We start from the raw sequence: 25121 nt of genomic DNA, 5'->3' as shown, positions 1-25121 counted from the left end.
AAATTATACTTCTATTGGAAATTACCAATGGAATCGACACCCATGCCTCGAAATTCGTACTTTTATTGGAGATAATCCAATGGAATTGACTTATAGGCTGTCAAATCGCTACTTCTATTGGATTAATCCAATAGAAGTAGCTTTCAGGCTTTGAAATTCACGAAATGGGAGCTGAATATTCCAAATATGACTTTTAGGACAACCCCTTCTGTATGATGAAGTTATCTACACGAACTTTGATCCATCGATACCTTATGGTAGATTAAAATCAAAGCGATTTGATTTGATTCCGATATTCACTTGGCGAGACACCGTACCAACGTCGGAATTGCTTAGAGAAGTACAGTGGATCGTAGAAACCGACGGAGGATGCAATCTGTTCGATGGTGAGCTCCAGACGTTCTCGAAGCAGCAGACGAGCTTTATCCACACGCAGTTTCAGAAGAAACGTGACGGGGGTTGCCTTGGTATGGCGCTTGAACATGCGCGATAAATAAGCGCGGTTGTAGCCCAAACTCTCGGCCATCAGCTCAATGGTGATAGGCTCGGCGTATTGGGTGGACAGGTAGTGAATCGCTTGCTGCACGATGCGGTCACTCTCGACTTCCGTGACCACGCCGGCTAGTGTGGAAGCTGATAATGTTTCACAGTATTCACCGAGTAACAAGTGTAGGTATCCGATGGATTTCAGCTGTGCGTTCGCTTTTTTGGATCTTAACGCTTGCTGGATATGGCGAAATAGGACCGGGATGTGGCGGTTTCGTTTCGTATGGATAATGGGCTGCAGGGGATTCACTCCTGCCAAGGAGACTAACGCCGCGGCCTGCGTACCTGTAAAAGCGATCCAGCAATAATGCCATGGATCTGTTTCATCGGAGACGTAGCTTATGAGCTGTTCAGGCTCGATGACGAAGCTGTCACCGGCGCTAAGTTCGTACTCTTCGCCTTGTGAAGAGAATACCCCTTTACCCGATATCACATAGTGGATCAGAAAGTAGTCGTATACTTTGGGACCCAACCGATGCTCAGGCTTCGTCTGACTCTCACCCGCAAACAGCACGGTTAATTCACTCTCCTGGGAAGGCAGTGGATTCGAAACAACGTAATAGCTCTCTGACTTTGGCATGCCTACTCATCATCTCCGATCGAAGCATCTTCATATACCATCACTTTATCATAAATCCAATAAAAAAGTAGTGAGCTTGAGATCACATTTTTCCATGTGTAAATAACATGCCTCCATAGCCAATTACACGTTCTTCTCGTATACTGAAGTTACAAAGATACCAAACATAAACGACTCCATCATCCTCAGATGACGAGCGAAATCACTTCTAAAACCACTAAAGGCGGTGCCAGAATGGCAGACTTGCAAGCTCTAAAAAACACGTTTATTGAAATTTACGGGAATTCTACAACGGCAATTGCAGCTTTTCATGCTCCAGGTCGGGTCAATTTGATCGGAGAGCACACGGATTACAATGGCGGTTATGTTTTCCCGGCAGCGTTAACGTTCGGAACAACTTTGATCATTCGTCCAAGACAAGATCGTGTAATTGGATTTGCATCTACAAACCTGGCACTTCGCAAACAAATTTCCATAGATGACTTGTCCTATCAAGAAGAAGACGACTGGATCAATTATCCGAAAGGGATCTTCGTTCACTTGGCGAAAGCAGGTTTCCCTGTCACGCAAGGTTACGATCTTTTGTTCCACGGTGAAATCCCGAATGGTGCCGGACTTTCGTCCTCGGCTTCCATTGAAGTCGTTACAGCTTTTAGCTTATTAACACTTGAAAAATATCCAATCGATACCGTAAAAATCGCACTGCTTGCTCAAAAAACAGAGAACGAATTCGTTGGCGTCAACTGTGGCATCATGGACCAATTCGCTGTAGCTAATGGCAAAAAAGATCATGCGATCCTGCTCATGTGCGACACGCTTGAATATCGCCATGTGCCTTTTCAAAGCGGCAGCTACAAGCTGGTTATCGGAAATACGAACAAACGCAGAGGTCTGGTAGACTCCGCTTACAATGAGAGAAGAAGCCAATGCGAGCAGGCTGTGACCTATTTGCAAAAGCAGTTTCCTTCTATCACTTTGCTTGGTCAACTGAACCTTGCGCAATTTAATGAATTCAAACATCTAATTCCAGACGAAACCGTTCGACGCAGAGCGCAGCATGTTATTGAAGAAATTGACCGTGTTCTGAAATCCATTGAGGTGCTGGAAGCGAACGACCTTGAATCTTTCGGTAAGCTGATGATCGGGTCCCATGACTCGCTTCGTGATCTTTATGAAGTAACAGGGGTTGAGCTGGATACGATGGTTGCAGCAGCACTGAAGGTTCCGGGTGTGCTTGGGGCACGTATGACAGGCGCAGGTTTCGGCGGATGCACGGTTTCTTTAGTTCATGAGGACAGTGTACAAACGTTTATCGATCAAGTGGGTAAAGAATATACGGAAAAAACAGGCCTGACACCAAGCTTCTACGTTTGTGATATCGGCAATGGTGTCGAGCAAGTCGGGGAGGCGTTATAAATGGCCATTCTAGTAACGGGCGGAGCAGGCTATATCGGATCTCATGCGGTAGCGGAGCTGATTGCCAAAGGTGAAGAAGTCGTTATCGTTGATAATTTGCAGCAAGGGCACAGAAACGCTGTGCTTGGGGGCAAGCTGTACGTAGGTGATTTGCGCGACAGCGAATTTCTGGATACGGTTTTCACAGAGAACAGTATTGATGCTATCATCCATTTTGCAGCGAATTCGTTAGTTGGCGAAAGCATGACCAATCCTGCGAAATACTATCACAATAACGTGTACGGAACGCTTTGCTTGCTTGAGAAAATGACGCAATACGGCGTGAAGAAAATCGTCTTCTCCTCTACGGCTGCCACGTATGGTGAGCCTGAAAATATTCCAATCCTAGAAAGCGACCGTACTTTGCCGACAAATACGTATGGCGAGACGAAGCTGGCTATGGAAAAAATGATGAAGTGGTTCGACATCGCGCATGGTATTAAATATGTATCGCTTCGCTATTTTAACGCAGCTGGGGCTCATGCCGGTGGCAAAATCGGGGAGGACCATAGCCCAGAGACGCATCTGATTCCAATCATCCTTCAAGTGGCTCTTGGTCAAAGACCGCATATTTCCATCTTCGGAGAAGACTATGCAACAGATGATGGTTCGTGTGTACGCGACTACATTCATGTTAGCGATTTGGCAAGTGCTCATGTTCTTGCGGTTGAGAAGCTTCGTGGCGGAGCCGAAAGCAATATTTACAACCTAGGCAATGGCACAGGTTTCTCGGTCAAAGAAGTCATCGAAATCGCCCGTAAAGTAACCGGTCATGCAATTCCTGCCGTCATCGAACCGCGTAGAGCTGGTGATCCAGCAACGCTAATTGCCTCCTCGGAGCGCGCAAGAGCTGAGCTTGGTTGGAAACCAACACGCGATTCCTTGGAATCCATTATCGAGAGCGCGTGGAACTGGCACCAAAATCATCCGAATGGGTACGAAGAATAGAGTAGAGCAGAGCAGGGAAGAAAGTGCAGAACGGAGCTGAACAGAGGCTTGTTTTGTAGAAAGGAACGTGGCACATGGAACGGACAATTAAAGCGCCGCAGCACGCAGCGTTGATCATAGAAAGACTCCTTCAGTTCGCTGTGCAGAATGGGCTGATTGAACATCTTGACGTCTATACTTCACGAAATGCTTTACTCGATTTATTCGGTCTTGCTGAACCATTTCAAGGCGAAGTGCCGACAGAGAAATTGAAAAGTCCGGTTGCACTGCTAGAAGAATTGCTCGATGCAGCGTTCGAGGCAGGTCTCTTGGAAGAGAATACGACAACGTACCGTGATTTGCTGGACGCACGGATTATGGGGATGTTGATGCCTCGTCCATCCGAGGTTGTACATCAATTCTGGAACACAGCCAAAACAACGAACGTTGAGGCAGCAACGGATTACTTCTACAAGCAATCCATCGATTCCAACTATATTCGGATGGATCGCATTCAGAAAAATGCTTACTGGTTGGCCGAAACAACGTATGGCGATCTGGAAATCACGATCAACCTTTCCAAACCGGAGAAAGATCCGAAGGAAATTGCTCTACTCAAAACGCTGCCGCAAAGCAGCTATCCTTTATGTCTGCTATGCGCAGACAACTTAGGGTACGCAGGCCGTGTGAATCATCCGGCGAGGCAAAATCTACGTGTCATTCCTTTGGAATTAGATGGCGAGAAATGGTACTTCCAATATTCGCCGTATGTGTATTACAACGAGCACAGTATCATTTTCCATGAGAAACACATCCCGATGAAAACGACAGCGCACACGTTCTACCGTTTGCTGGACTTCATCGATCAGTTCCCACATTATTTCATCGGATCGAACGCGGATCTGCCGATCGTAGGTGGTTCTATTCTGAACCACGACCATTTCCAAGGCGGACGCCATAAATTTCCGATGGAAAAAGCACCGAGTGAGAAGGCATTCTCACATGCTGAGTTTGCCGGCGTGAAGGCCGCCATCGTCAAATGGCCGATGTCAGTACTACGCCTGAGCGGGCACAACAAGCAACAGCTTTATATGCTTGCGAGCAAGCTGCTCGAAGACTGGCGCGCCTACAGTGATGCGGAAGCGGACGTCCTCGCCTTCAGCGAGAAGGACGGACAGCGAGTCCCGCATAACACGATCACCCCGATCGCCCGCAACAATGCACGGGGCGAGTACGAGCTTGACCTGGTGCTGCGCAACAACCGCACAAGTAGAGAGCATCCGGATGGGATTTTCCATCCGCACCAGCACTTGCACCACATCAAGAAGGAGAACATCGGCTTGATTGAGGTTATGGGGCTGGCGGTGCTGCCAGGCCGCCTGCAAGAGGAGCTGGCGGATATCGCCAAGATCCTCACCGGCGAAGCCGCGTTCGGCCGCGAGATCCGCGAAGAGACTGGCCATCCGCTGCATAAGCATGCGGAATGGATCGAAGCGATGCTCGCGAAGCACGGCGCTGCGCTTGCGCAGGACGCAGCCAATGCGGTGCTGCAGGCTGAAGTCGGCAGCAAGTTCATGGACGTGCTGCTGGACGCAGGCGTGTTCAAGCGAGATGAAGCCGGGCAAGCGGCTTTTGGACGGTTTTTGGCAGCTGCGGGCTTTGCGCAGCAATAGGAAAAATGAACCAACTCCTTCAGGCTTTTGGCCTTGGGAGTTGGTTTTTTGTTTCGTAGAACAGGTTAACTCACAAACAAGGCGAGAAATCGCTTCTGCATTTCCTCCGGATTCACGACTTCAATTGTGGTATAGATCATCCAATAATGTCCGAATGGATCCTTCACACTTCCTGCTCGGTCACCGTAGAATTGATCCGTCATCGGATTAACAATTGTCGCTCCAGCCACAATTGCCTGCTGGAACAGCTTGTCCGCATCGTCCACTTGAAGTTGGATACCAACCGTTGTATTTCCCATAGTCTCAGGCCCAAGAATACCGTATTCCGGATATTCACCGGCCAGTGATATTTTGGCTCCACCAATTGTAATTTCAGCATGAGCCACTTTGCCTCCCGGTTCCGTCAATCGGTATATCTCTACCGCATCGAAAGCCTTCTTATAGAACTCAATTGCCTCCGCAGCGTTCTTGATCCATAGAAACGAGGTCGCCTTATCCATTTAAATCCACCTTCCTCATTTTCCTAAATAAGATGAGCCGTATGCAGTATCGCTATATGCAATCCAATTCAAGCTGACTGTTCCCGCCTCATATAAATAGTAACCAACCTCCAAAAGAGCGTATAGTAAAAAATGACCTGATATTAAATAATCGATCGTGTGGTAGTAACATAGTCAATATTTGTATGAGGCTTTAATTATCTACCGCAACATGATTGTGATGCCTGCCTGGCCTCGAGAAATAATCAGTAGGATTGAGACTGGAGAAAGCCTGAAAATCTTTTATAAAATGCATCTGATCATAATAACCGCAAGCGATAGCGACATCCAACCAATTGACGCTCTTAGCGTGGTCTATTATGCGGCAAACTCATAAATTCGATAAGTGCGAAGTTTACTGCCGGATGTCGTATCAGAGGTCGGGAGGCCAGCTTTATAAGACTTTCTTCAAGTATTTGAAACTTATCCTCCACCGTTTTCGATAGAAGCAGCATCTCACGCAGATCATGGGCTCTTGATCCCCACAGTGCATCCAAGGAAACATGTATATTATGTAATTCATTCACTGGCATTTTAAAAAATGGATAAATACCGCCTGGTTTGAAATGTACGCCCAAAACTGTGGTCTCTGTGGAAGTATCAATGATGAAATATTCGGAATGCGGCCCGCAAATAACAGAGCGGCCATATGTCCGCAACGGGTCCTTATATTCTCGGTCAAACAATTTAATCTTATCTTCACGCAGGTTGATCACGAGTTCAATCGAACCATCAGGTAGCGCGAGCTCCTTCGAATGAGGTGGACTATATCCTTGGAAAAACCAGAAAAAATCCACAAAATCTGACAATGGAGCTTGTGGAATATAAGTGCGTAACAGCATGGCATATACACGACAGGAGCCTATGGACGTTATATCCGTGGAGTCGCTCCATCCTTTCTTGGGGAGTACTAATGGAAACTGCTGGGTGAATTTAGTAAACTGAGAGAGTAGTTGAACATTAGCAGGATGATCGTTGAAGGAGGAGTAGAATGGATAGCTTTGAAGCGTTGGTGGTGGATCGAACAAAGGAATCTTTTGCTGCGGAAGTAAAGGAACTGAAGCTTGATGATTTACCTGTTGGCGAAGTGGTGATCCGAGTGTTATACTCCGGCATTAATTATAAAGATGCGTTAGCTTGCAGCCCGAATGGACGCGTTGTGCGTGCCTACCCGATGGTACCGGGGATTGATTTGGCCGGAACTGTCGTAGCTTCGACAGATCGTCGGTTTCGCGAAGGGGATGAGGTACTTGTTACCAGCTACGAGCTGGGTACAGGGCATTACGGCGGATTCAGCGCCTTTGCACGTGTCCCGGCTGACTGGGTAGTGCCTCTCCCGCAGGGATTAACTCATCGCGAGGCGATGATACTGGGTACGGCGGGATTTACCGCTGCGCTCTCCATACAGCGCATGGAGGAGAATGGGCTAAACAAAGAGCAGGGACCCGTGCTTGTTCGCGGTGCAACCGGCGGAGTGGGCAGCAGCAGCGTGTCCATGCTTGCAGCACTTGGTTATGAAGTAGAAGCTAGCACAGGGAAGTCGGCGGATCATCAGTACCTGCTGGATTTAGGGGCTAAGCGGGTATTAACACGGGAGGAGCTTGCTCCCTCTGTTAGCAAGCCGCTGAATAAGGAACATTGGGCTGGCTCTGTCGACCCTGTGGGGGGTGACTCTCTTGCCCATGTGTTGAGCCATATCAAGTATGGCGGTTCCGTTGCTCTGAGTGGTTTGACAGGTGGTGGTGAGTTCGCCGCGTCGGTGTTTCCTTTTATCCTGCGAGGTGTGAATTTGTTGGGTATTGATTCGGCTGCCTGCAGGGTGGAGGTTAGAAAGCCCTTGTGGGAGCGTATCGCGAAGGAACTGAAGCCGAAAGGCCTGGAACAGACTGTCTATCAAGAGGTTACGCTGGATGGGGTTACGAAGGCTGCTAAGCAGGTTCTGGAAGGGAAGGTCAGAGGAAGGGTGCTTGTCCGATTGTAAAGGGGAGGCAGGTACTTCTTTCATTTCACGAAATAAGGAGAGATTGACGTTGAAAATGCGCGTTTCTGCAGTGCAATATCATTTGCACACGATACATAGTTTCGAAGAGTTCGCCGCGCAGGTGGAGCATTATGTGAAGGTGGCTCAGGAGTTTGAGGCGGAATTTGTGCTGTTTCCAGAATTATTTACGACCCAGTTAATGTCAATAGGAGATGAAAACGGTAAGGCGCTGCCCATCGAGGCGTTGCCTTCGTATACAGATGCTTATCGAACGCTTTTTCAGGGGTTGGCGAAGCAAACAGGGATGCATATAATTGGTGGTACACATATTATTTCGGAGGCCGGAAAGCTGTATAATACAGCATTCTTGTTTTATCCCGATGGCCGAATTGGGGAGCAGAAGAAGCTGCATATCACCCCAACTGAAGTGAAGGAATGGAATATGGGAGCTGGGGATTCCTTGCAGGTTTTTGATACGGATAAAGGGCGCATTGCGATTCTGGTCTGTTATGATGTGGAATTTCCGGAAATCGTCCGGATGGCGAGAGCCCGCGGAGCGGATGTGCTGTTTGCCCCATCGTGCACGGATGACCGGCATGGATTCCATCGGGTACGTTATACGTGCCATGCTAGAACGATTGAAAATCAAATCTACGTGGTCACGACGGGGACTGTCGGAGCACTGCCAACGGTTGATTTCATGAGAGGGAATTTCGGACAGGCCGCGGTGTTAACGCCAAACGATGTACCTTTTCCACCAAAGGGAATTTTGGTAGAAGGCGAGATCAACGGTGACATGGTCGTCACGGCTGATTTGGATCTGGAGCTGCTGAACCTCGTTCGGGAAAAAGGCTCCGTCACCACGTGGCGTGATCGCAGAACAGATTTGTACACAGATTGGTCCTAATGAAGTGAGATCAAGGGGGCTTAAAGTGCACGATGGATTTAGAAGCTGCCAAGAAAATTACAGAGCCGGGGAAGTTGTACGCTAAAAAATTATACGTCTTCGACGGGGATCAACCGATCGAGGCTGTGATTCGCAATTATGGAAAAGTCGATTTTGACGCTCTCATTCGCATTCAGCAGGAAAGCTTTCCTCCGCCATTTCCATCCGAGCTTTGGTGGAATGAGGAGCAGCTCACGGAGCATATCACCCGATTTCCCGAAGGGGTGCTTTGTGTAGAGGTGGCCGGTCAGGTTGTTGGGTCCATAACAGGGCTTCGCGTAGAATATGAGGAGCAGTATGCAGCTGACCATAGTTGGTCATCTTTGACGGACGATGGGTACATCCGAACGCATCGTCCTGATGGCGACACCCTCTACATTGTGGATATATGTATTATGCCTGCTTACCGCAAATTTGGTCTCGGCAAATTGATGATGCAGTCTATGTACGAAGTGGTCGTGCATCTAGGTTTAAGAAGGCTGCTCGGAGGCGGGCGGATGCCAGGTTACCACAAGCATGCCGCCGCTATGAGTGCGGATGACTATGTGAGGGCTGTCATGGCAGGCACGTTAAAGGATCCGGTTATTACTTTTTTGCTGCGCTGCGGCCGGACGCCTGTGCAGGTTGTACCGAACTATTTGCAGGATGAGGAGTCGCTTAACCATGCGCTTTTGATGGAGTGGCGGAACCCATTTCGAATCTGATGAAGGAGTGAAGACTTATTATGGAGTATATACGGATTACAAGCATAGACAATCCCTTATTTAGGAGCATGCATGATCTAATGAAAGAGGTATTTCCGCCAGAAGAGGTGCTCGAATACGCGTTGTGGAAAGAACCGCTCGAGGACCCAGGTATCCGGGTATTCGTAGCCGTTCATGAAGGTAAAGTCGTTGGTACTACGGAGTACCGCTACTATGATGACTTCCAAGTGGCGATGACAGACTTCACCATTGTTGGTCAAGCTGGGCTTGGTATCGGTAGATTCCTGGCGCGGAAACGCTGGAGCGATTTAGAAGTTTTGGCAGCCGAATCTGGTAAGCCGATGCTGGGAATGTTCGCTGAGATTTATGATCCCTATCGAATCGAAGATCATGCTTTCGGCGGCGTGAAGCCGATGGATCCTTATGTACGGCGTGAGGTATTGTCGCATCTGGGCTATAAGCGGATCGACTTCCCATATGTCCATCCCTCTTGGGAGAACAATGGAGAAGCGGTTGAGGAACTCGACCTCTGTTTCTTGCCAACAAATGAGGATCAAGTAGAATTAGACGCAGGGATCGTTGTAAAGTTTTTGAAACGATATTATTCCGTTTTGGCGAATAAACCTAAGGCGTGGCATGACATGGTCGAGGAACTCGAGGGGAAAGTGACGTTGGCGCTGAAACCTCTTTAGAAAGGTATCGAAAGTGGATAGGAGACTCTAAAGGCTTCTATTTCCTCAGAATTAGGCAAAGGTTTATGGATTAGAGTCTTTAAAGGCTGTTATTGGGGAGATTTTTTTTGAAATGCATTCTTTTTAGCATAGATAGCAGTCCTTAGAGGCTTCTATTTTATTAAAATCTACTGAAAATGCAAAAATAGGAGTCTCTACAGACTCCTATTTTTATTGAGAAGCTTAAACCACGAACTGCTTCTCGTTTACTCCCTACCAACCAAAATCCAATGTCTTTCCAGTCTCGGCGAGTGTCTTGATATTGCTCAGAATCATCCACCAACTTGCTTTCGTAGTCTCGAAGCTTGGGTGGTTGGGTGTCCAATTATCATTGACTAAGGTTAGTTTTGTGCAGCTCCCAACGGTCTCAAGGGACAACGTCATTCTAGATTCAAAGTCTGCATGATTCGGGTTGTAAGATGGACCGGCATGTTCGGTACAACTTATGATCTTTTCCGGCTCGTAAGCTAAAATCTTACCGTATACATGAACGGTTTCCTCACCGTCATTACCAGGCCCCACGTAAGCATAATCGGATCCAATTTCAAAAGTAGACTGAAGCACACTGCCAAAGAGAATCTTACGCGTTCCCTCCGGAGTCACGAGAATATCCCACACTTCTTTCAGTCCTGCCCCAATGTAAAATTCGTATTTGAGTTCCATATACTTCCACTCCTTTGGTATGTGTTATGATGAAGTATAGATGATTGTACAGCCTTTGTATTGTAAAAACGCGACAAGGAGTGAGCAAAGTGATTCCCAAAGCCTCCAAGCCCAGCCTAGGCATTATGAATCTGCAGCAAGGCGAGCAGAAATTCCAGCTTTCGCGACTTACCCCCTCCGAAGATCTGGCCTATTTCATCCGACATTACTGGATAGTTAGGTGGGATTTAACCGACCAGGAGCCTTATTTGCAGCATGTTATCCCAAACCCATGTGTCAATCTTCTCGTTGAACCCGGTCGAACGGCTATCTATGGACCTGGGAAAGAGAAGTATGGGCATTATTTGCAAGGAAAAGGATGCGTGTTCGGCGTCAAATTTAAGCCCGGCGGATTTCACCCTTTTGTGAGGCAGCCGATTTCCGGTTTGCTGAACAATCCAATGAGTGTCCAGAGCGTTTTTGACATAGATCCACGTCGACTTGAAAATGACGTTTTTGCTCAAAAGGAAGAACATCTAATGGTTTCACATATTGAGCAGCTGATCCGTCCCAAGCTTCCTGAACAGGATGAACAGGTCGTTTTTATTAATAGGATTATCGATCATATCAATCAGAAGCCCGATCTCACCAAAGTAGATACTCTCTGCGATTACTTCAATGTGAATAAAAGAACGCTGCAGCGCATGTTCGACTACTACGTCGGAGTTAGCCCCAAGTGGGTGATCAAACTGGCCCGAATCCAGAATGCTGCTGAGACGACGGATCTAAGCCGGAGGCATAATTGGTCCAAGCTCTCCATGGATCTTGGTTATCATGACCAATCGCATTTCATCAAAGACTTCAAGTCCATTATCGGCCAGACGCCTGATGAATATGCTCGGCTGACACTTTGAAAAAAAGGACCGACACCTTGCAGTCGGCCCTTTACAGGGTTGAAACTTAATGTTGTACCTTACAGTTTAAATCGATGAGCCATAAACTGCATCTCTGAGGACATGATTTCCAATGATTCCGAAGCGGATGTCAGCTCCTCCATCGCCGCTAGCTGCTCTTCCGTTGACGAGGAAATCAGATGCGCCAAATCATTAGTCTGGTTCGCCATTCGTTCGATTTCCTGCAAGGAAGCGGCAATTTCCTGCGAGCTGGCAGACATCTCTTCGGCTGCTGCCGAAGCTTCCTGTACTTGATTCACAACACTCCGCGTTGCGTCGAGAATACGAACAAAAGCTTGACCCGTATGCTGGATCGCACTCACACCTGCAGAAACCTCATGCTCGCCTTTTTCCATCGCCTCACCAGCCTGCTTCATATCCAATTGGATGTCTTGGATCAGGTGGGCAATTTCAGCGGCAGATGCCGAAGAACGCTCAGCCAGCTTTTTCACCTCGCCAGCTACGACGGCAAATCCTTTACCTTCATCTCCAGCGCGCGCGGCTTCAATGGATGCGTTCAAAGCTAGCAAATTGGTTTGAGTGGAAATATCCGTGATCACCTGGACGATGTCCCCAATATGCTGAGAACGTTCCGTAAGTTTCTCAACAATCTTTGCGAGATCGCCCACTGTAAGACTTACAGCATTCATCTGCAAGGCTGTCTCGTTAATCAGGTGGTTACCTTGCTCCGCTTCCTTCAGCGTCATCTCAGATGCTTCGTAGGCGGCAGACGAGGTTGTCGCGATCCGCTGAATTCCAATAGCCATTTCTTCCATTGCTGTCGAGCTTTCATTGACACTGCGGGCCTGCGTTTCGTTGCTTATGACCATATCTTCAATAGAGGTCGAAATTTGATTACTCGCTGTTGTTGTTTCCCCAATGGACTGGTTTAGTTCATGAGAAGAGTCCGTTAACTTATCTGAATTAGCTAAGAGACCTGAAACAATTTGGCGCAAATGGTTGTGCATCAATTGAAAAGAACCCGCGAGTTCACCGATTTCGTCGTTATTGCTTACTTTTAACTGGGCTGAACGAAGATCTCCCATAGCAAACTGTTCCGCCTGAAGGGCAAGCTGTTTAATCGGTCTGGAAATATGGAAGGCAAATAACGTCATCACCACGCCGCCGATTACCCAGCAGCAAATCAACGTAATGAGGATCGTGTTCAAAATATGAACTTGTCCCGTATTGTAATCTTGCATATAGGAGCCTGCCGAAATAATCCAACCCCAATCCGAGTTCGTCGACTCAGCAAACGCAATTTTTTCTCCTTCTTTGGTAGAGTTGGGAAGCGGCCAATTATAGATTGTGAAATCTCCTCCGCTTTTTCCTTTTTGAATCATATCCTTGATGTAATAAAAGCCGTCTTTTGTCTGTTTATCTAAAATGTTTTGACCTTCCAAAGATGGATGTGCCAGCAAGTCTCCATTCTCATTCAAAATGAAGAAGTAACCGTTGGCACCGAGATTGATGTTGGCATTGATTGAACGCGTTCCATCCTTCTTTGCTCCAAGCAGTATTTCCTTCACTCTTTCCTGAGCGTCCTCTTTCGACATCGTTCCCTGTTTCGAAGCTTTTTCAAAAGCAGCCGTTAGCTCCAAAGCCATTTCGACCGAATTTTTCAAATTGCTTTGAATCAATTTATCGGTTTCTTGGGTTGAAACATTATAAGTAATGGCGCCTAACACTAATATGGGCGTTAACAGTAAAAGCAGAGAAACCAACATTAGTTTTTTGCGTATGGTTAATCGCCATATTTTTTTATTTTTCGACATTTATACCCCTCCTCAGATCCATGACTATAGACCTAATTGTAAGATAAGTGTGAATTTTTTGCCATCGGTTTCCTTGCCACTATGATGTCACTTCATGAACTTTTTGTGAAATTATTCCTTTTGTAAGTAAGAGAGGCCAAATATTTCTTCATTAGCCTACGGATTCTCTTCAGGTTGTAATCACTAAAGATTTTCTTGGACATCATGTAACCCCCTCCGCTGCTTACTCTAGTATTAAAAAAGGTACCCATAGATTGAACACTTTTTTCAAAGTGTCCAGTCTATGGGTACCAGTGTACTTGCTGCCAGTCCTTCTTTTTGCACCTTTTCTATGGACTAGCATCTCCATTGCGAATATCAGCAGGATCTTCTCCCCGGCCATCCTTGTACGATTATTTTTTGCGTGACCAGAAACGGTGTATTTTACGAACTGCGAATAGATAGACAATGAAAGGGATCGGCACTTGAATGATCCCCCAGATCCCCCAGAACCATGGGTATTTCGCGCTGCGTTTGCGTGCATCCATGAACAGCCATGTGCTTTGCGCGAGTAGAAGAAGGGGGATACCGATCCATGCCCAGAGGGGCAGTTGATCCCATTTGGGGTCATTCATAGCGATGTTCCTCCTGTTTGCGAACGAGTAGCCAGACCAAAGGCGCTACAACAGCGAGAACTTGAAAAGTGATGAAAACAACAGGCTGTGCATTCATCATTACATATAAGAGCGAGAGCAGCAGTAGGGCGGCTATCCACAATATGAGCAAGTCTCTCCAGAGTTTTGAACGCTGTTTATTTTGTGTTTCAACGATTTGCTGATCGAACCAAGAGGGGCTAGGTGTGAAAGCCGGAAAGAGCTCCTCGAGCCGTTGAAGCCCTTCTTGCAGCTGTTGTGCCGTCATCTCATCCGTACCCTCTAGCCCTCGATAGACATCAATGCCTTTATAGCTTTGGCCGTCATCCAGGTTCTTGCTCCCGTCGTTTTTCGAAACTTCTCTTTTCTTCGGATCTTCCGGTTCCATTTACTCCAGCTCCTTTCGCAATTGTTTGAGTGCATGATGCACTCTCGATTTGGCTGTGCCCTCTGCTATGGAGAGCATCTGCCCAATTTCCTCATACGTATAGCTATAGTAATGCTTGAGAATAACCGGGATACGGCTCTCCTGCGGCAGTTCTGCTAAGGCATTCAGCACATCGGGCCAAGCCTCGTGTTGATGTCCGGCCTGCCACTGCATCTGACGTAAGGATTGCTGCTGTTCTTGCTCCTGCCAATGCTTCTCTCGTTTGCGCCGTCTTCCTTGATCAATCATCAAATGAGTGGCGATGGTTATGAGCCAAGATGAGAATTTGGACTTCCCATTGTACAGCTTTATTTTTTCGATACATCGGATCATGGCTTCTTGTGTAATATCCTCAGCCATCGGTGGATTAAGCGTTATTTTCAGCAGATACTTGTAAACAAAAGCATAGTGCTGCTGCAGCAGCTGGGACAGAGCAGTTTTGTCTCCCTGTATGGCCTGACGAATTAATTCATGCTCTTCCAAGTGAATGAACATCCTCTCTGCCTGAATTCCTAGATAATACGAACAGCTCCAATAAATCGTTCAATGCGCACGAAAATTTATGTAAAATCATTTATTAGCTTACCACGCCATTGTTCAGACATGTATAATGACATCAGGTAAGAACATTAGAATGATGGAGGACAACATGTTGAAACAAGGCATATTACCAAGAGCAGGACTGTCACCGCTGGAGCTGGAGGGAGTTCGAAAGCTTTGGGAGGTTTGTAATAGCCATGACCATATCGAGATTAAACTGAATTGGAGCACACTATCGGATCGTCCGTCTGGCGTGACGAATGACTTTTTATTTTACCAAAATGACCGTCTTGTCGGCTTTTTGGCCATATATTGCTTTATGTCTACGGAAGTAGAGATTAGCGGGATGGTGCATCCAGAGGCGCGGCGCCAAGGTATTTTTGGCCAAATGGTTCAAACAGCGATAGCCGAGTGTCGGCGCAGGGAAGTACCGAAGCTGATTTTTATTAATGAGCGTGGGTCGGAGAGCGGCAAAGCTTTCCTTACGAATCTTGGCGCAGCATACAGTTTCTCTGAGTATGTCATGGAGCTTCAAGAACAAGCGGCAGAGACATCACAAGCTTTAGATTCAGAAAATAGTATTGCCATTCGGTTGGCGGACGCGCAGGATACGGAGCTGCTGGTTAAGCTCAATATGTCAGGGTTCGACATGTCGGAGAGTGACACGAGAGAGTATGTCACTCAGACTATTACCGGTGATAAAGAGCGGACGTGGATTGTGGAGCTTGGTGAGCAGAGAGAGCCTATTGGGAAGATTGGAGCCATGGTCGAAGCGGAAGAGAGTGGATTCATCTATGGCTTTTGTGTCATGCCGGCGTATCGGGGCAAAGGCTATGGGCGGCGTATTTTGAGCCAAACAATAACAGAATTAAAACAGCTGGATCATGCTAGCTTCATTAAGCTAGAAGTATCTGTTGAAAACGAGAAGGCGCTAGGTTTGTACGAATCATGTGGCTTTAGAACGAAAAATGCGAATGACTATTACGTGCTTTTACTCAGTTAAAAAGGGATGAAAAAGGATAGAGCAGCAGCCATGGCCGCGTTCTATCCTTTTTTTGTGCAATAACATAAAGCCGGTAAACAAGCTGTAAAGATGTTTTTCATCGTTACAGTCGCGAGGGGATGTGGAAACTCGTCTGTAACGATATATTTCATCTTTACAGACGAGAAGGTGGCTGATTGTTTCTAAACGTAGGCTTTAGAAAAGAACCCTCCCATCGGCCAGGTTTTATTTGCGTAACCCTTGTCTGTGAGTGGGGAGCTTGTTATTCATTCTCGGCGAAATCCTGAGACACAGCCGACTGATCATAATGATCTCTTGCCTGTTCTACATCGGAATAATGATCGACCGTCCATTTTTTTAACTCCTGCATCGGTTTTAACAAACTTTCACCGAGCGGCGTTAGTGAATAGTCAACACGAGGCGGAATGGTTGGCGTCAGATGGCGCATGACAAGTCCATCCCTTTCCAGTTGACGCAAGGTTTGGGTTAGCATTTTTTTGGAAATGCCTTCAATACGCCTTCCCATCTCTCCGTATCGTGCGCTGCCATTCTCCAAGGCATAGAAGACAAGTACCGTCCATTTGCTCGAAATGATCTCAAGCATCCTGCTGTAGCCGCAAACTTTCAAGGATATGTCAGGATGGTTTCGTTTGTCGGTGAAGAACATCATTTACCTCCTAATGCACCTTTTGGTGCCCAGTGAACAAATAAGTGCCTACTTACTCAATTTTATTTGATGGGCTAATATATGTCTATATTGATTTGTGAAGGAGAGATACCCTATGAAAGTTATTCAAATCCAAGGTGGTTATGGTCTTACACATGTCAAGCAGGCAGAACGCCAAATACCGGTTCCTGGGCCAAATGAGGTGCTTATTAAGGTTCGTGCGGTTTCCCTGAACTCCCGTGATCTGGGTGTTATTGGTGGTTTCTATCAACCCGATCTGTCGAACCCGTTGGTACTGACTTCAGATGCTGTTGGCGAGGTTGTTGCTCTTGGTGCGCAGGCATCCAGATTCAGTATTGGCCAACGGGTCAGCGGCATTTTTACGCAAAGTTGGATTTCTGGTGAAGCGACCCAGGCCAACTGGAGTAGCACGCTTGGCAGTCCGCTGGACGGGATGCTTGCTGAATACGTGGTATTGCCTGAGCAAGGACTTGTGCATGTACCGGATTACCTGACAGATGAGGAGGCGGCGACACTTCCATGTGCTGGAGTGACGGCTTGGCATGCGATTATCGAAGAAGGGAATGTCAAAGCCGGTGATACGGTGGTGGTGCAGGGGACAGGAGGCGTTTCTTTGTTTGCACTGCAATTCGCCAAGCTTCAAGGAGCGTCCGTTATCGTGACGTCAAGCAGCGATGAGAAGCTAGAGAAAGCCCGTCAGTTGGGTGCGGATTTTGGGATTAACTACAGGGTTCAACCTGAATGGGAGGAAGAGGTACTGAAGCTTACTGAAGGTCGAGGTGCAGACCATATTATCGATGTGGGCGGAGCGGCTACCCTTAATCAATCTATTGCAGCACTTCGTGTTGGAGGCCGAATCAGCATCGTTGGACTTCTCTCCGGCGGCTCGGTTGAAGGTTTCCACGTGGTGCCCGCGATTTTGCGCAGGGCGCGGCTTCAGGCTATTAATGTGGGGAGCAGAGAGATGTTTGAATCCATGAACCGTGCCATTAAGAATCATAAACTTCGTCCTGCGATTGATCGCGTTTTCCCATTTGAACAGGCTATTGACGCTTTCAAATATTTCGAAAATGGTTCTTACTTCGGAAAGATCTGCATTACGCTTTGACTCAACATAAGAAATGGCATCATATCATTTTTAAAATATGCTTTGGTTTGGGGTAAGCGGTGCTTACCCCTGATAATCTAGGAATTAATGAAAAATAAGTTCGGATGAACCGCTGATGATCGTGCCTGTATTCTGACCTTCACAAATTTCTTTCATGGAGCCAGGCTTATCGAAGTTGAAAACATGCATAGGGATTTGATAATCTCGCGCCAGAATGAAAGCAGACTGATCCATGACTTTGAGATCATTTTGGATAACATCGTTATAGTGGAGTGATTTGTACTGAAGAGCTTCCTTATGGTGCTTCGGATCTTTATCGAAAACACCGTCAACCCCCTGCTTCGCGACGAGAATCGCTTCACAGTTGACTTCAATGGCTCTTTGGACCGATGGATAATCGGTGGTGACGAAAGGCTGCCCATTACCGCCAGCGAAAATAACGATGTACCCTTTTTCCAAGTGATGAATGGCTCTCAGTCGGATGAAAGGCTCTGCCACCGAAGCGACCGGAATTGCAGTCATGACACGTACTTCAGCTTCGCTCTTTGCTTTAAGAACACCGCGCAGCATCAAGCTGTTGATGACGGTAGCAAGTGTGCCGATATTATCAGCCTCTGCCTTCTCGATTCCCCAGCTCTCGCCCATATTTCCGCGAAAAATATTGCCTCCGCCGATCACGATGCATACTTCGACACCTAGATTGACAACGGTCATAATCTCATTGGCAATGTGATCAAGCTGCGTAGGATCAAAGCCAAACTCACTATCTCCAGCTACTGCCCCGCCACTAAGTTTAATTAAGACCCTTTTGTACCGCATATCCATCTCTCCTTCCAGATGAGAAAATTTGTACCCATAAAAAAACACTAAAGCAATGAATGCTTTAGTGTTCCATGAACGAGAAATAGGAAAAGACCACGTTGCTAATATCAACAGGACCCTTCATACGCCTCACACCTTCCGTCTATGATTAAAAGTTATTGTACACGAATTAAGAGGAGGAATGCAATTTCTGCGGCACACGCATATGAACGAACAGACCAATTATGACTAGGATCAAGAGAGAGCCTAAGGCTACGCGGCTAGCCAAGTTGCCAGATGACGCTAGCGCCCAGGTAATTGTACCATAGAGAGCAGGCCCAACGATCGAGGACACTTTACCTGAGAAGGCGAACAATCCGAAGAATTGACCGCGTTTCTCTTCCGGCGTTAGCTCCACAATCAGTGTGCGGGATGTGACCCACATGGCGCCCATAGATACCCCATACAAGCTGCCGGCAACCCAGAATATGCTCTGACTTGTTGCAAATGCCGCTAAGGAAATCGCAATAATTAGGATGAAGGCGACGATGGTCACCGCTCTCTTGGGACCGATATTTCTGGCCACATAGCCGAAAAGGAACGAACCGATGATACTTGATACCGTTGAAACGAGGTAAAGAAGAATGAATTGCCCCGTGGTGAAGCCCATAACGGTATTCGCGTAAATGGCCATCACGGCAATTGCCGTGGCAATCGCATCGTTAAAGAAGAAGTAGGCGATCATGAACAAGAAGGCAGCTCGGTACTTTCTTGCTTCTTTGAACGTATCCCAGATCTCACGGTAACCGCTGAGGAGCGACTTTTTCCCGCTGACGGGCTTCTGAGGCTTCTCTTTGTATAAAAACATGATCGGCAAAGAGAAGATCAGAAACATAAGCGCACTAGGGATGAACGTATTTTCAAAATGATTGCCGTTGATCAATGGAAACACGACAAGTCCAACTAATGTACCGACATAACCAACCGCTACGCCAACTCCGGAAATGATGGGGATTTCACGTGCATTACCCAGATCCGAAATCATTGAATCGTAGAAGATTAAGCTTGAATTGTAAAAGAATTTGGCGACCATGAAAAAGAAAATCACGCCTAGTATGGAGGTGTTGAGTCCCATCCACTGCTGGTCTGTGTGCCAAAGGGCCGAAGCACCCATGAGCAGAGTTGCTGCGATAGCAATAAGCGTAAAGGGGACGAGGTAAGCCTTCTTCTTACCTGTCCGGTCAATCCAAACCCCGAATAAGGGAGACAACAACACGAGGAAAAAGCTGGATATCGCATTGGAGTAAGTAATGAAAGTACTGGCGATCTGATTTAATTCTTCGCTCTTGCCTAACGTTTCTTTTAAATAAAATGGATAAAACACAGTCACGATATTGGAGGAAAAAATCGTATTCGCGAAATCATACATCGCCCAAGCGAATATTGGTAAGGAGAAGAACAGGGTCCAGACTTTACGTGCTTGCACCTTGTTGGAAGCGGATTCAAGCTTTGCCACTAGGGTCACACCTTTCCTTCTCATCAATTGGTATTTCTCTAGTATATTGGCTATAAGGCCGAGAAATCCCTCTGTCTTTACAATAAAAAAACTCTCCCTCTTATTAATTTGGAAGGAGAGAGAGTATGCCGCTATGGTTGCATGGATTGTCTAACCGAAGGATCTCTTTGATGCGTTATGCATCCGATTGCGGCTTTTTGATTTCGACCTCGATCATATCCATGCTCTCTTTCATTTCAAGCACATCGATGCCGTTACGCTGTAAGGTGGTCGAAAGCTTCTCTTTATTTTGGGCGGGGAAAACGTACGCATTACTTTGCTTATTATCGAGGAGACGTTTCGCCACCTGGACGAGACGTTCCATTGTGAACGGCTTTTTGAGATATTTCTCAATCTCTTTCTCGTGATAATCATGAGGTGGATCGAGCGCTGTTGAAACGATAACAGGGGTCTGATAGTGCACCGGATGACGGTATAAATCAGCGATGAAATCCCAACCTGTCTTGGCGCCTTCTAGATGAATATCGACGATGAAAAGAATCGGTCCCTCGCCTTTACAGCGATTAAGCGCGATAATGCCCTCCTCGGCAGAACGAAGCTGCATGGAGGGGAGCCCCAACTTGTTCAGCGCAACTTGAATTAATTTGGCCAGATTATCGTCATCTTCGAAAATAACAATTTGACCATCCATATTTGAAATCTCATATAGATCGAACTCAATTCGGAATGTCGTGCCTTGTCCCATTTCGGATGTATAGGAGATATGTCCGTTGTGCCCTTCTACAATCTCTTTGACAATAGCGAGACCTAAGCCGGTACCGCCAATCTGACGTCGGTCGGAGTTATCGACACGAAAGAACTTGGAGAACATTTGGTCACGGGCTTCCTCTGGGATGCCGAGTCCGTAATCTTGAATCGCTATGGTGATTTTACCTTGGTCAACAGTTAGGTGAATATCAATGTGATCTGCTCCTGGCGAGTACTTAATCGCATTGCTGATCAAGTTGTCGAATACTTGACGAATACGGTCAGCATCGGCTCTCACATATAGTTCCGTTTCTTGCTGATGAATGTGAATACGATGACTATGCTTATCCTGCCACTGTTCGGTGATCTCTTGCAAAGTAGGCAGCAGATTGACTGGAGAGAAATGATACAGTTGTCGACCTGACTCCATCCGCTGCAAATCAAGGAAATCGTTGATTAAATTCGATAAGCGATGTGCTTCTTTATAAATGGTCTCCATATATTTCTTTTGTTTCTCTTGTGAAAGATCCCGATGCAGCAAGATCTCGATAAAACCAAGCACACTGGCAAGGGGAGTTCGCAGCTCATGAGATACAATGCTAATGAATTCATTCTTCATTTCGTCAATTCGCTCTTCTTCGGTGCGATCACGGAATACGAATAAGTAGCCTTGCTGTTCAGTATCTTCGCTGACTACTGTCGCATATAGCTCTGCGTGTTGGATTTGATCCTCAAACTCGAAACTAAAACGTTGAGTGAGATTAGACAGTGAGCCATCGATCAGCGCTTCAATGGATGATGCTACGCCTATAAAACTCGGAGAATCGGCAGCTATTTCGTGACTGCTATCAACCAGGTTCTCACCTATGCGTTCGTTTAAACTGAAATACCGGTTCATTCGATGATTGGAGAAAAGAATGGTACCTTGCGAATCACACATCATCATGCCCTCGTGTGCGGATTCCAAAATATTTTGAATCAGATCGCGCTGCCCTTCGATGAGCTGCTTTTCTGTTATCAATTGATCATTCAACTCTGCTAAGCTGGCCGCTTGCCTCAGCCTCTCGTCGTTCATCACCTGCGCGTAGAAGGCGAGTCCGAACTGACGAACTAAACCTTTGGTCAATCGTTGGTTACTTTCTTGAAAGAGGGAGCTTTGATAGCTTGTTAGCAGTAAGAAGCCAATGACCTTCTGTTTATCGTCCAAGAGAGGGACATATTGATCGACAGCTTGTGTCATTCCCCCATGGACACCTTGTTCATGACCGAATACATCTCGTGTATGCACAATAGGTGTCCCTTCATCGAAAACACGCCTAGCTGGTCCAAAAAGCTCTCTCTGACTCCAATTAATATGATCTTTCGGATAACCAATGGAATGAATGACTTCATAAGAAGTAGAGTCCTCAGCGTGACGTTCCATGACGACCAGAGCCGCATCCTGCGATAACGAATTGAGCAGAGCTGGCAGCGTATGTTTCAAGAAATCTTTCAACTTCACATAGCCTGTAAGCTTCTCCTGATAGGACGAGATAAGTTCCAAATCCCTTTCTCGTTCGGACAGCTTCGCGAGTGTGATCTGCTGCTCCTCCTGCTGGGCCATAATCTCCTCATTCTGCGTCTCTAAGCTTTCAGCCATATAGCGATACGTTTCCTCGCTTCTACGAATCTCTTCTTCGGCATGATAGGCTCGATAGGAAATGAAAATGGACATTCCACCTGCAATTAAGGCAATAATACTGCCGACCATTGTAATCGTACGGGAGGTTTTACCTGCATTAAGGGACGCTGTATAGGCATCTGACGTGATTTGCTCTATGGTCTTCTCGATGCTTACATGAACAACTCGGTAGCGATCCATCATCGTTTTGCCTGACGCAGTGCGAGCTTTCGATTCATCTGTTTTTCCAGCACGAACCAACTCCAATTGTGTGTCAAAGAACTTCTGTAAATTATTAATAGCTGGTATGGCTTGCGTGTCCATAATAAGCTGCAAAGTGGGATACTTTTTATCGTATTGGCTGATCATGTTCAGATCAAGTTCCAGCTGCTTTTTACCAGTCGTATAGGGCTCCAGGTATTGCTCATTCCCTGATAATTCAAAACCGCGGATACCCGTTTCTTGGTTAATTAAATCTTTAAGCAGGCTGTTCGTTGTGTTGGAAATCGGAATGGAATCGTGCACGATCGCATTGCTTTCATTTTCCATATTACGAGAGGCGATAAAGTTGGATACACTCACAAACACTAGTAAAACAACGATTAAAATAACGTATAGCATGGAGATCCGAGATCTCGTGAATGACTTCATAGCAATCGGTCACCTAGATTCTAATAGGATGAAAGGATGTACTAAAAATTCGACATGTGTCTACAAACTCCTTTTAAAAACGATCATGTTATGTTTTCTTCCATCAATGCATTGCAAGATAGAGAAATGTCGTTTAAAATATGATTCATTACACGATTGATGTTAAGTTTTAGGATCATCGAAGTTTGCTTGAGGAGGACGCACAGTGCAGGTAAAAGACAGCAGGATTCCGCCACTACACGAAGTACGTCCATTCTTCCAACCGATACTTTCACTTCAGAGCCAAGAAATCATCGGCTACGAAACACTGGGAAGACGAATTCGGGAGAGTAGTGTCGAAAGTTTGGGGCCTTTTTTCAAAAATCCTGACATTCCCGAAGACATGCAGCTTCATATTGATCGGCATTTGAGGGAGCGGGCGATTGAACAGCTAGCTTCGGCTCAAGATGAGAGTTCCTTATTCATCAACTTAAAACCTTCATGGATCTATCAAACCTATAAGCGCACAGGTGTGCTACCGACTATCGAGCTATTAAGGAAATATCAAATAGATCCAGCTCGTATCGTGATCGAAATAACCGAAGAGGAATTTACAGGGAAGCTTCATGAGCTGACACAAATTGTAGAATTATATCGAGAATTCGGTTGCACGATTGCTATTGACGATGTGGGCAGCGGGTTTAGCAATTTCGACCGAATTGCCAGTCTACAACCGAAGATATTGAAGATCGATCTTAATATTTTGAAAAAAAGCGCCGTCCACGCCGGCTACAAGGCGCTGATGCAATCCTTTTCCATTCTAGCGGCTCAAATGGGGGCTTCCCTGCTTGTTGAAGGGGTGGAGACGAAGCAAGAATTGCGCAGTGCTCTTCAGATCGGAGCAAGGTATGTACAGGGCTATCTCTTCTCCAAAGCTGAACCGCAGTTGCAGCGCCGGGATGCCTTCGAGTCTATGCTGAAAGAGGAAATGAAACTCTTTGGTCAAGAAGAACTTGGGCGCTATAGCCGCCTTTTGATTATTCATCAAAGTCTAGATTTGCTTATCAATTCTTCTGACTGTATATCAACAGCTGAAGATGCAGATCGTGTCATCGAAAATATCATTAGCAACGTGTCGGAAAATTGTATACGTTTATACATATGTAGGGAGGACGGCTACCAAATCTCGTCCAACTACAGCCGCAAAGACGAAACATGGAATAAAGATGAGAGTTATCGCGGGGCAAATTGGACATGGAGACCCTATTTCATCTCCAACATCATGATGATGAACCTGCAAAAACAAGGGATCCTATCGCAAGCATACACAGATTTGGACACCTCGTATGAGATTCAGACTTATTCCTGTGCATTGGGAGAGGGCTTTTATTTGTTTGGGGATTTGATGATTTGAAACATCAAACTCAACCCGACTCCCGACCCCAGACTCGAGCCCCAGCCCCAGCCCCAGCCCCAACCCCAACCCCAACCCCAACCCCAACCCCAACCCCAACCCCAACCCCAACCCCAACCCAAAGGAACTAGCAACTCTAAGTAATCTAAAAACTTCGCAAACGAGCTAATATTGGCTGATTTGGCGGCAACAGGATTCGATTAGAAACAACTACATGCAAAAAGTGCATCAAATGATGGGAGAATTTTCATTTCTGGGTGAGATGATGCATTTTGTGCATCAAATATCCGCGTTTTGACTCGAAATGGGCAGTATGTGTCGAATTTGCTGTAGTTTTTGCAGCAATACCTCTTGGAAATGTGGTTACTTGCTGAAAGAGATGCACGATTTGCATCAAAATGGGTGAAGTAGCTTTGATAATTGGAGGTTAAATCCATTCATTCGAGTGTAATTTAGGCAAAAAAAATCCTGCACAAAAACTATGCAGGATTCTGTCAAACGAT

At 46.4% G+C, this 25121-nt stretch carries 23 protein-coding genes; 11 read left to right on the top strand and 12 right to left on the bottom strand.

Features of this window, described 5'->3' with window-relative positions:
- Nucleotides 1-268 precede the first annotated feature (268 nt).
- A complete protein-coding gene (locus tag GC102_RS33070; RefSeq protein WP_171693253.1) occupies nucleotides 269-1126 on the bottom strand; it encodes an AraC family transcriptional regulator in 858 nt (285 codons plus the stop codon).
- 234 nt (nucleotides 1127-1360) lie between these two features.
- Between GC102_RS33070 and GC102_RS33065 the strand changes: the two genes are divergently transcribed.
- The 3 genes from GC102_RS33065 to GC102_RS33055 all read left to right on the top strand — a co-directional run bounded on the left by GC102_RS33065 (nucleotide 1361) and on the right by GC102_RS33055 (nucleotide 5181).
- The gene (locus GC102_RS33065) at nucleotides 1361-2542 is read left to right on the top strand and encodes a galactokinase (protein ID WP_171693252.1); all 1182 of its coding nucleotides are present in this window, start codon (nucleotides 1361-1363) and stop codon (nucleotides 2540-2542) included.
- Nucleotides 2543-3529, top strand: a complete 987-nt coding sequence (gene galE, locus GC102_RS33060) for a UDP-glucose 4-epimerase GalE (RefSeq protein WP_171693251.1) — start codon at nucleotides 2543-2545, stop codon at nucleotides 3527-3529.
- Between the two features lie 74 nt (nucleotides 3530-3603).
- Nucleotides 3604-5181, top strand: a complete 1578-nt coding sequence (locus GC102_RS33055) for a UDP-glucose--hexose-1-phosphate uridylyltransferase (protein ID WP_171693250.1) — start codon at nucleotides 3604-3606, stop codon at nucleotides 5179-5181.
- Between the two features lie 65 nt (nucleotides 5182-5246).
- Here the strand turns inward: GC102_RS33055 and GC102_RS33050 are convergent, their stop codons facing one another.
- Both GC102_RS33050 and GC102_RS33045 read right to left on the bottom strand, forming a co-directional pair.
- Nucleotides 5247-5681 (bottom strand): VOC family protein, encoded by a 435-nt coding sequence (locus GC102_RS33050; RefSeq protein WP_171693249.1) that lies wholly within the window; start codon nucleotides 5679-5681, stop codon nucleotides 5247-5249.
- A 344-nt stretch (nucleotides 5682-6025) separates the two neighbouring features.
- Nucleotides 6026-6562: a DUF6597 domain-containing transcriptional factor gene (locus tag GC102_RS33045; protein ID WP_171693248.1), complete on the bottom strand. Its 537-nt coding sequence runs from the start codon at nucleotides 6560-6562 to the stop codon at nucleotides 6026-6028.
- Between the two features lie 149 nt (nucleotides 6563-6711).
- Between GC102_RS33045 and GC102_RS33040 the strand changes: the two genes are divergently transcribed.
- The 4 genes from GC102_RS33040 to GC102_RS33025 are packed head-to-tail and all read left to right on the top strand — an operon-like array spanning nucleotide 6712 to nucleotide 10043.
- The gene (locus GC102_RS33040; protein WP_171693247.1) at nucleotides 6712-7701 is read left to right on the top strand and encodes an acrylyl-CoA reductase family protein; all 990 of its coding nucleotides are present in this window, start codon (nucleotides 6712-6714) and stop codon (nucleotides 7699-7701) included.
- Nucleotides 7702-7750: 49 nt separating this feature from the next.
- Entirely contained in the window at nucleotides 7751-8608 is an 858-nt protein-coding gene (locus GC102_RS33035) for a carbon-nitrogen hydrolase family protein (protein ID WP_171693246.1), read from the top strand.
- 32 nt (nucleotides 8609-8640) lie between these two features.
- A complete protein-coding gene (locus GC102_RS33030; RefSeq protein WP_246321251.1) occupies nucleotides 8641-9351 on the top strand; it encodes a GNAT family N-acetyltransferase in 711 nt (236 codons plus the stop codon).
- Between the two features lie 20 nt (nucleotides 9352-9371).
- Nucleotides 9372-10043 carry a GNAT family N-acetyltransferase gene (locus GC102_RS33025; protein WP_171693245.1) on the top strand — a complete coding sequence of 224 codons (672 nt, stop codon included), beginning with the start codon at nucleotides 9372-9374 and terminating at the stop codon, nucleotides 10041-10043.
- A 252-nt stretch (nucleotides 10044-10295) separates the two neighbouring features.
- Here GC102_RS33025 and GC102_RS33020 read toward each other — a convergent pair whose 3' ends face one another.
- A complete protein-coding gene (locus GC102_RS33020) occupies nucleotides 10296-10745 on the bottom strand; it encodes an SRPBCC domain-containing protein (protein WP_171693244.1) in 450 nt (149 codons plus the stop codon).
- An 89-nt stretch (nucleotides 10746-10834) separates the two neighbouring features.
- Between GC102_RS33020 and GC102_RS33015 the strand changes: the two genes are divergently transcribed.
- Nucleotides 10835-11638 carry a DUF6597 domain-containing transcriptional factor gene (locus GC102_RS33015; protein ID WP_312883448.1) on the top strand — a complete coding sequence of 268 codons (804 nt, stop codon included), beginning with the start codon at nucleotides 10835-10837 and terminating at the stop codon, nucleotides 11636-11638.
- A 59-nt stretch (nucleotides 11639-11697) separates the two neighbouring features.
- Here the strand turns inward: GC102_RS33015 and GC102_RS33010 are convergent, their stop codons facing one another.
- The 4 genes from GC102_RS33010 to sigY all read right to left on the bottom strand — a co-directional run bounded on the left by GC102_RS33010 (nucleotide 11698) and on the right by sigY (nucleotide 14994).
- Complete coding sequence (locus tag GC102_RS33010; protein ID WP_171693243.1) at nucleotides 11698-13452, bottom strand: methyl-accepting chemotaxis protein; 1755 nt, start codon at nucleotides 13450-13452, stop codon at nucleotides 11698-11700.
- Nucleotides 13453-13844: 392 nt separating this feature from the next.
- Nucleotides 13845-14066, bottom strand: a complete 222-nt coding sequence (locus GC102_RS33005; protein ID WP_171693242.1) for a sigmaY antisigma factor component — start codon at nucleotides 14064-14066, stop codon at nucleotides 13845-13847.
- Nucleotides 14059-14472, bottom strand: coding sequence for a DUF5345 family protein (locus GC102_RS33000; RefSeq protein WP_171693241.1), 414 nt, complete (start codon nucleotides 14470-14472; stop codon nucleotides 14059-14061). Before GC102_RS33000 ends, GC102_RS33005 begins: the two co-directional genes overlap by 8 nt.
- Nucleotides 14473-14994 (bottom strand): RNA polymerase sigma factor SigY, encoded by a 522-nt coding sequence (gene sigY / locus GC102_RS32995; RefSeq protein WP_246321250.1) that lies wholly within the window; start codon nucleotides 14992-14994, stop codon nucleotides 14473-14475. It lies immediately after the preceding gene.
- A 166-nt stretch (nucleotides 14995-15160) separates the two neighbouring features.
- Between sigY and GC102_RS32990 the strand changes: the two genes are divergently transcribed.
- Nucleotides 15161-16054, top strand: a complete 894-nt coding sequence (locus GC102_RS32990; RefSeq protein WP_171693239.1) for a GNAT family N-acetyltransferase — start codon at nucleotides 15161-15163, stop codon at nucleotides 16052-16054.
- Nucleotides 16055-16316: 262 nt separating this feature from the next.
- On the opposite strand, the gene GC102_RS32985 is transcribed toward GC102_RS32990, so the two are convergent.
- A complete protein-coding gene (locus GC102_RS32985; protein WP_246321249.1) occupies nucleotides 16317-16724 on the bottom strand; it encodes a winged helix-turn-helix transcriptional regulator in 408 nt (135 codons plus the stop codon).
- A gap of 112 nt (nucleotides 16725-16836) precedes the next feature.
- Here GC102_RS32985 and GC102_RS32980 point away from each other — a divergent pair, with 112 nt between their 5' ends.
- Nucleotides 16837-17850 carry a zinc-dependent alcohol dehydrogenase family protein gene (locus GC102_RS32980; protein ID WP_171693238.1) on the top strand — a complete coding sequence of 338 codons (1014 nt, stop codon included), beginning with the start codon at nucleotides 16837-16839 and terminating at the stop codon, nucleotides 17848-17850.
- An 84-nt stretch (nucleotides 17851-17934) separates the two neighbouring features.
- On the opposite strand, the gene pyrH is transcribed toward GC102_RS32980, so the two are convergent.
- From pyrH to GC102_RS32965, 3 genes are all read right to left on the bottom strand, one after another.
- Nucleotides 17935-18669 carry a UMP kinase gene (gene pyrH / locus GC102_RS32975; RefSeq protein WP_171693237.1) on the bottom strand — a complete coding sequence of 245 codons (735 nt, stop codon included), beginning with the start codon at nucleotides 18667-18669 and terminating at the stop codon, nucleotides 17935-17937.
- A 172-nt stretch (nucleotides 18670-18841) separates the two neighbouring features.
- Nucleotides 18842-20167, bottom strand: coding sequence for an MFS transporter (locus GC102_RS32970; protein ID WP_312883447.1), 1326 nt, complete (start codon nucleotides 20165-20167; stop codon nucleotides 18842-18844).
- A gap of 175 nt (nucleotides 20168-20342) precedes the next feature.
- Nucleotides 20343-23225 carry an ATP-binding protein gene (locus GC102_RS32965; RefSeq protein ID WP_171693236.1) on the bottom strand — a complete coding sequence of 961 codons (2883 nt, stop codon included), beginning with the start codon at nucleotides 23223-23225 and terminating at the stop codon, nucleotides 20343-20345.
- Nucleotides 23226-23430: 205 nt separating this feature from the next.
- Here GC102_RS32965 and GC102_RS40425 point away from each other — a divergent pair, with 205 nt between their 5' ends.
- The gene (locus GC102_RS40425) at nucleotides 23431-24618 is read left to right on the top strand and encodes an EAL domain-containing protein (protein ID WP_171693235.1); all 1188 of its coding nucleotides are present in this window, start codon (nucleotides 23431-23433) and stop codon (nucleotides 24616-24618) included.
- Nucleotides 24619-25121 lie beyond the last annotated feature (503 nt).

This window comes from Paenibacillus germinis (genome assembly GCF_013141785.1).
GTDB classification, from domain to species: domain Bacteria; phylum Bacillota; class Bacilli; order Paenibacillales; family NBRC-103111; genus Paenibacillus_E; species Paenibacillus_E phytorum.
Note: the sequence above shows the minus strand (reverse complement) of the source record. Positions and strands in the feature narration are given on the sequence as shown.

Coding starts and splice junctions, on each gene's coding strand:
- GC102_RS33070 (WP_171693253.1), bottom strand. CDS start 1,126: ATGCCAAAGTCAGAGAGCTATTACGTTGTTTCGAATCCACTGCCTTCC.
- GC102_RS33065 (WP_171693252.1), top strand. CDS start 1,361: ATGGCAGACTTGCAAGCTCTAAAAAACACGTTTATTGAAATTTACGGG.
- galE (WP_171693251.1), top strand. CDS start 2,543: ATGGCCATTCTAGTAACGGGCGGAGCAGGCTATATCGGATCTCATGCG.
- GC102_RS33055 (WP_171693250.1), top strand. CDS start 3,604: ATGGAACGGACAATTAAAGCGCCGCAGCACGCAGCGTTGATCATAGAA.
- GC102_RS33050 (WP_171693249.1), bottom strand. CDS start 5,681: ATGGATAAGGCGACCTCGTTTCTATGGATCAAGAACGCTGCGGAGGCA.
- GC102_RS33045 (WP_171693248.1), bottom strand. CDS start 6,562: ATGCTGTTACGCACTTATATTCCACAAGCTCCATTGTCAGATTTTGTG.
- GC102_RS33040 (WP_171693247.1), top strand. CDS start 6,712: ATGGATAGCTTTGAAGCGTTGGTGGTGGATCGAACAAAGGAATCTTTT.
- GC102_RS33030 (WP_246321251.1), top strand. CDS start 8,641: ATGGATTTAGAAGCTGCCAAGAAAATTACAGAGCCGGGGAAGTTGTAC.
- GC102_RS33025 (WP_171693245.1), top strand. CDS start 9,372: ATGGAGTATATACGGATTACAAGCATAGACAATCCCTTATTTAGGAGC.
- GC102_RS33020 (WP_171693244.1), bottom strand. CDS start 10,745: ATGGAACTCAAATACGAATTTTACATTGGGGCAGGACTGAAAGAAGTG.
- GC102_RS33010 (WP_171693243.1), bottom strand. CDS start 13,452: ATGTCGAAAAATAAAAAAATATGGCGATTAACCATACGCAAAAAACTA.
- GC102_RS33005 (WP_171693242.1), bottom strand. CDS start 14,066: ATGAATGACCCCAAATGGGATCAACTGCCCCTCTGGGCATGGATCGGT.
- GC102_RS33000 (WP_171693241.1), bottom strand. CDS start 14,472: ATGGAACCGGAAGATCCGAAGAAAAGAGAAGTTTCGAAAAACGACGGG.
- GC102_RS32990 (WP_171693239.1), top strand. CDS start 15,161: ATGTTGAAACAAGGCATATTACCAAGAGCAGGACTGTCACCGCTGGAG.
- GC102_RS32985 (WP_246321249.1), bottom strand. CDS start 16,724: ATGATGTTCTTCACCGACAAACGAAACCATCCTGACATATCCTTGAAA.
- GC102_RS32980 (WP_171693238.1), top strand. CDS start 16,837: ATGAAAGTTATTCAAATCCAAGGTGGTTATGGTCTTACACATGTCAAG.
- pyrH (WP_171693237.1), bottom strand. CDS start 18,669: ATGCGGTACAAAAGGGTCTTAATTAAACTTAGTGGCGGGGCAGTAGCT.
- GC102_RS32965 (WP_171693236.1), bottom strand. CDS start 23,225: ATGAAGTCATTCACGAGATCTCGGATCTCCATGCTATACGTTATTTTA.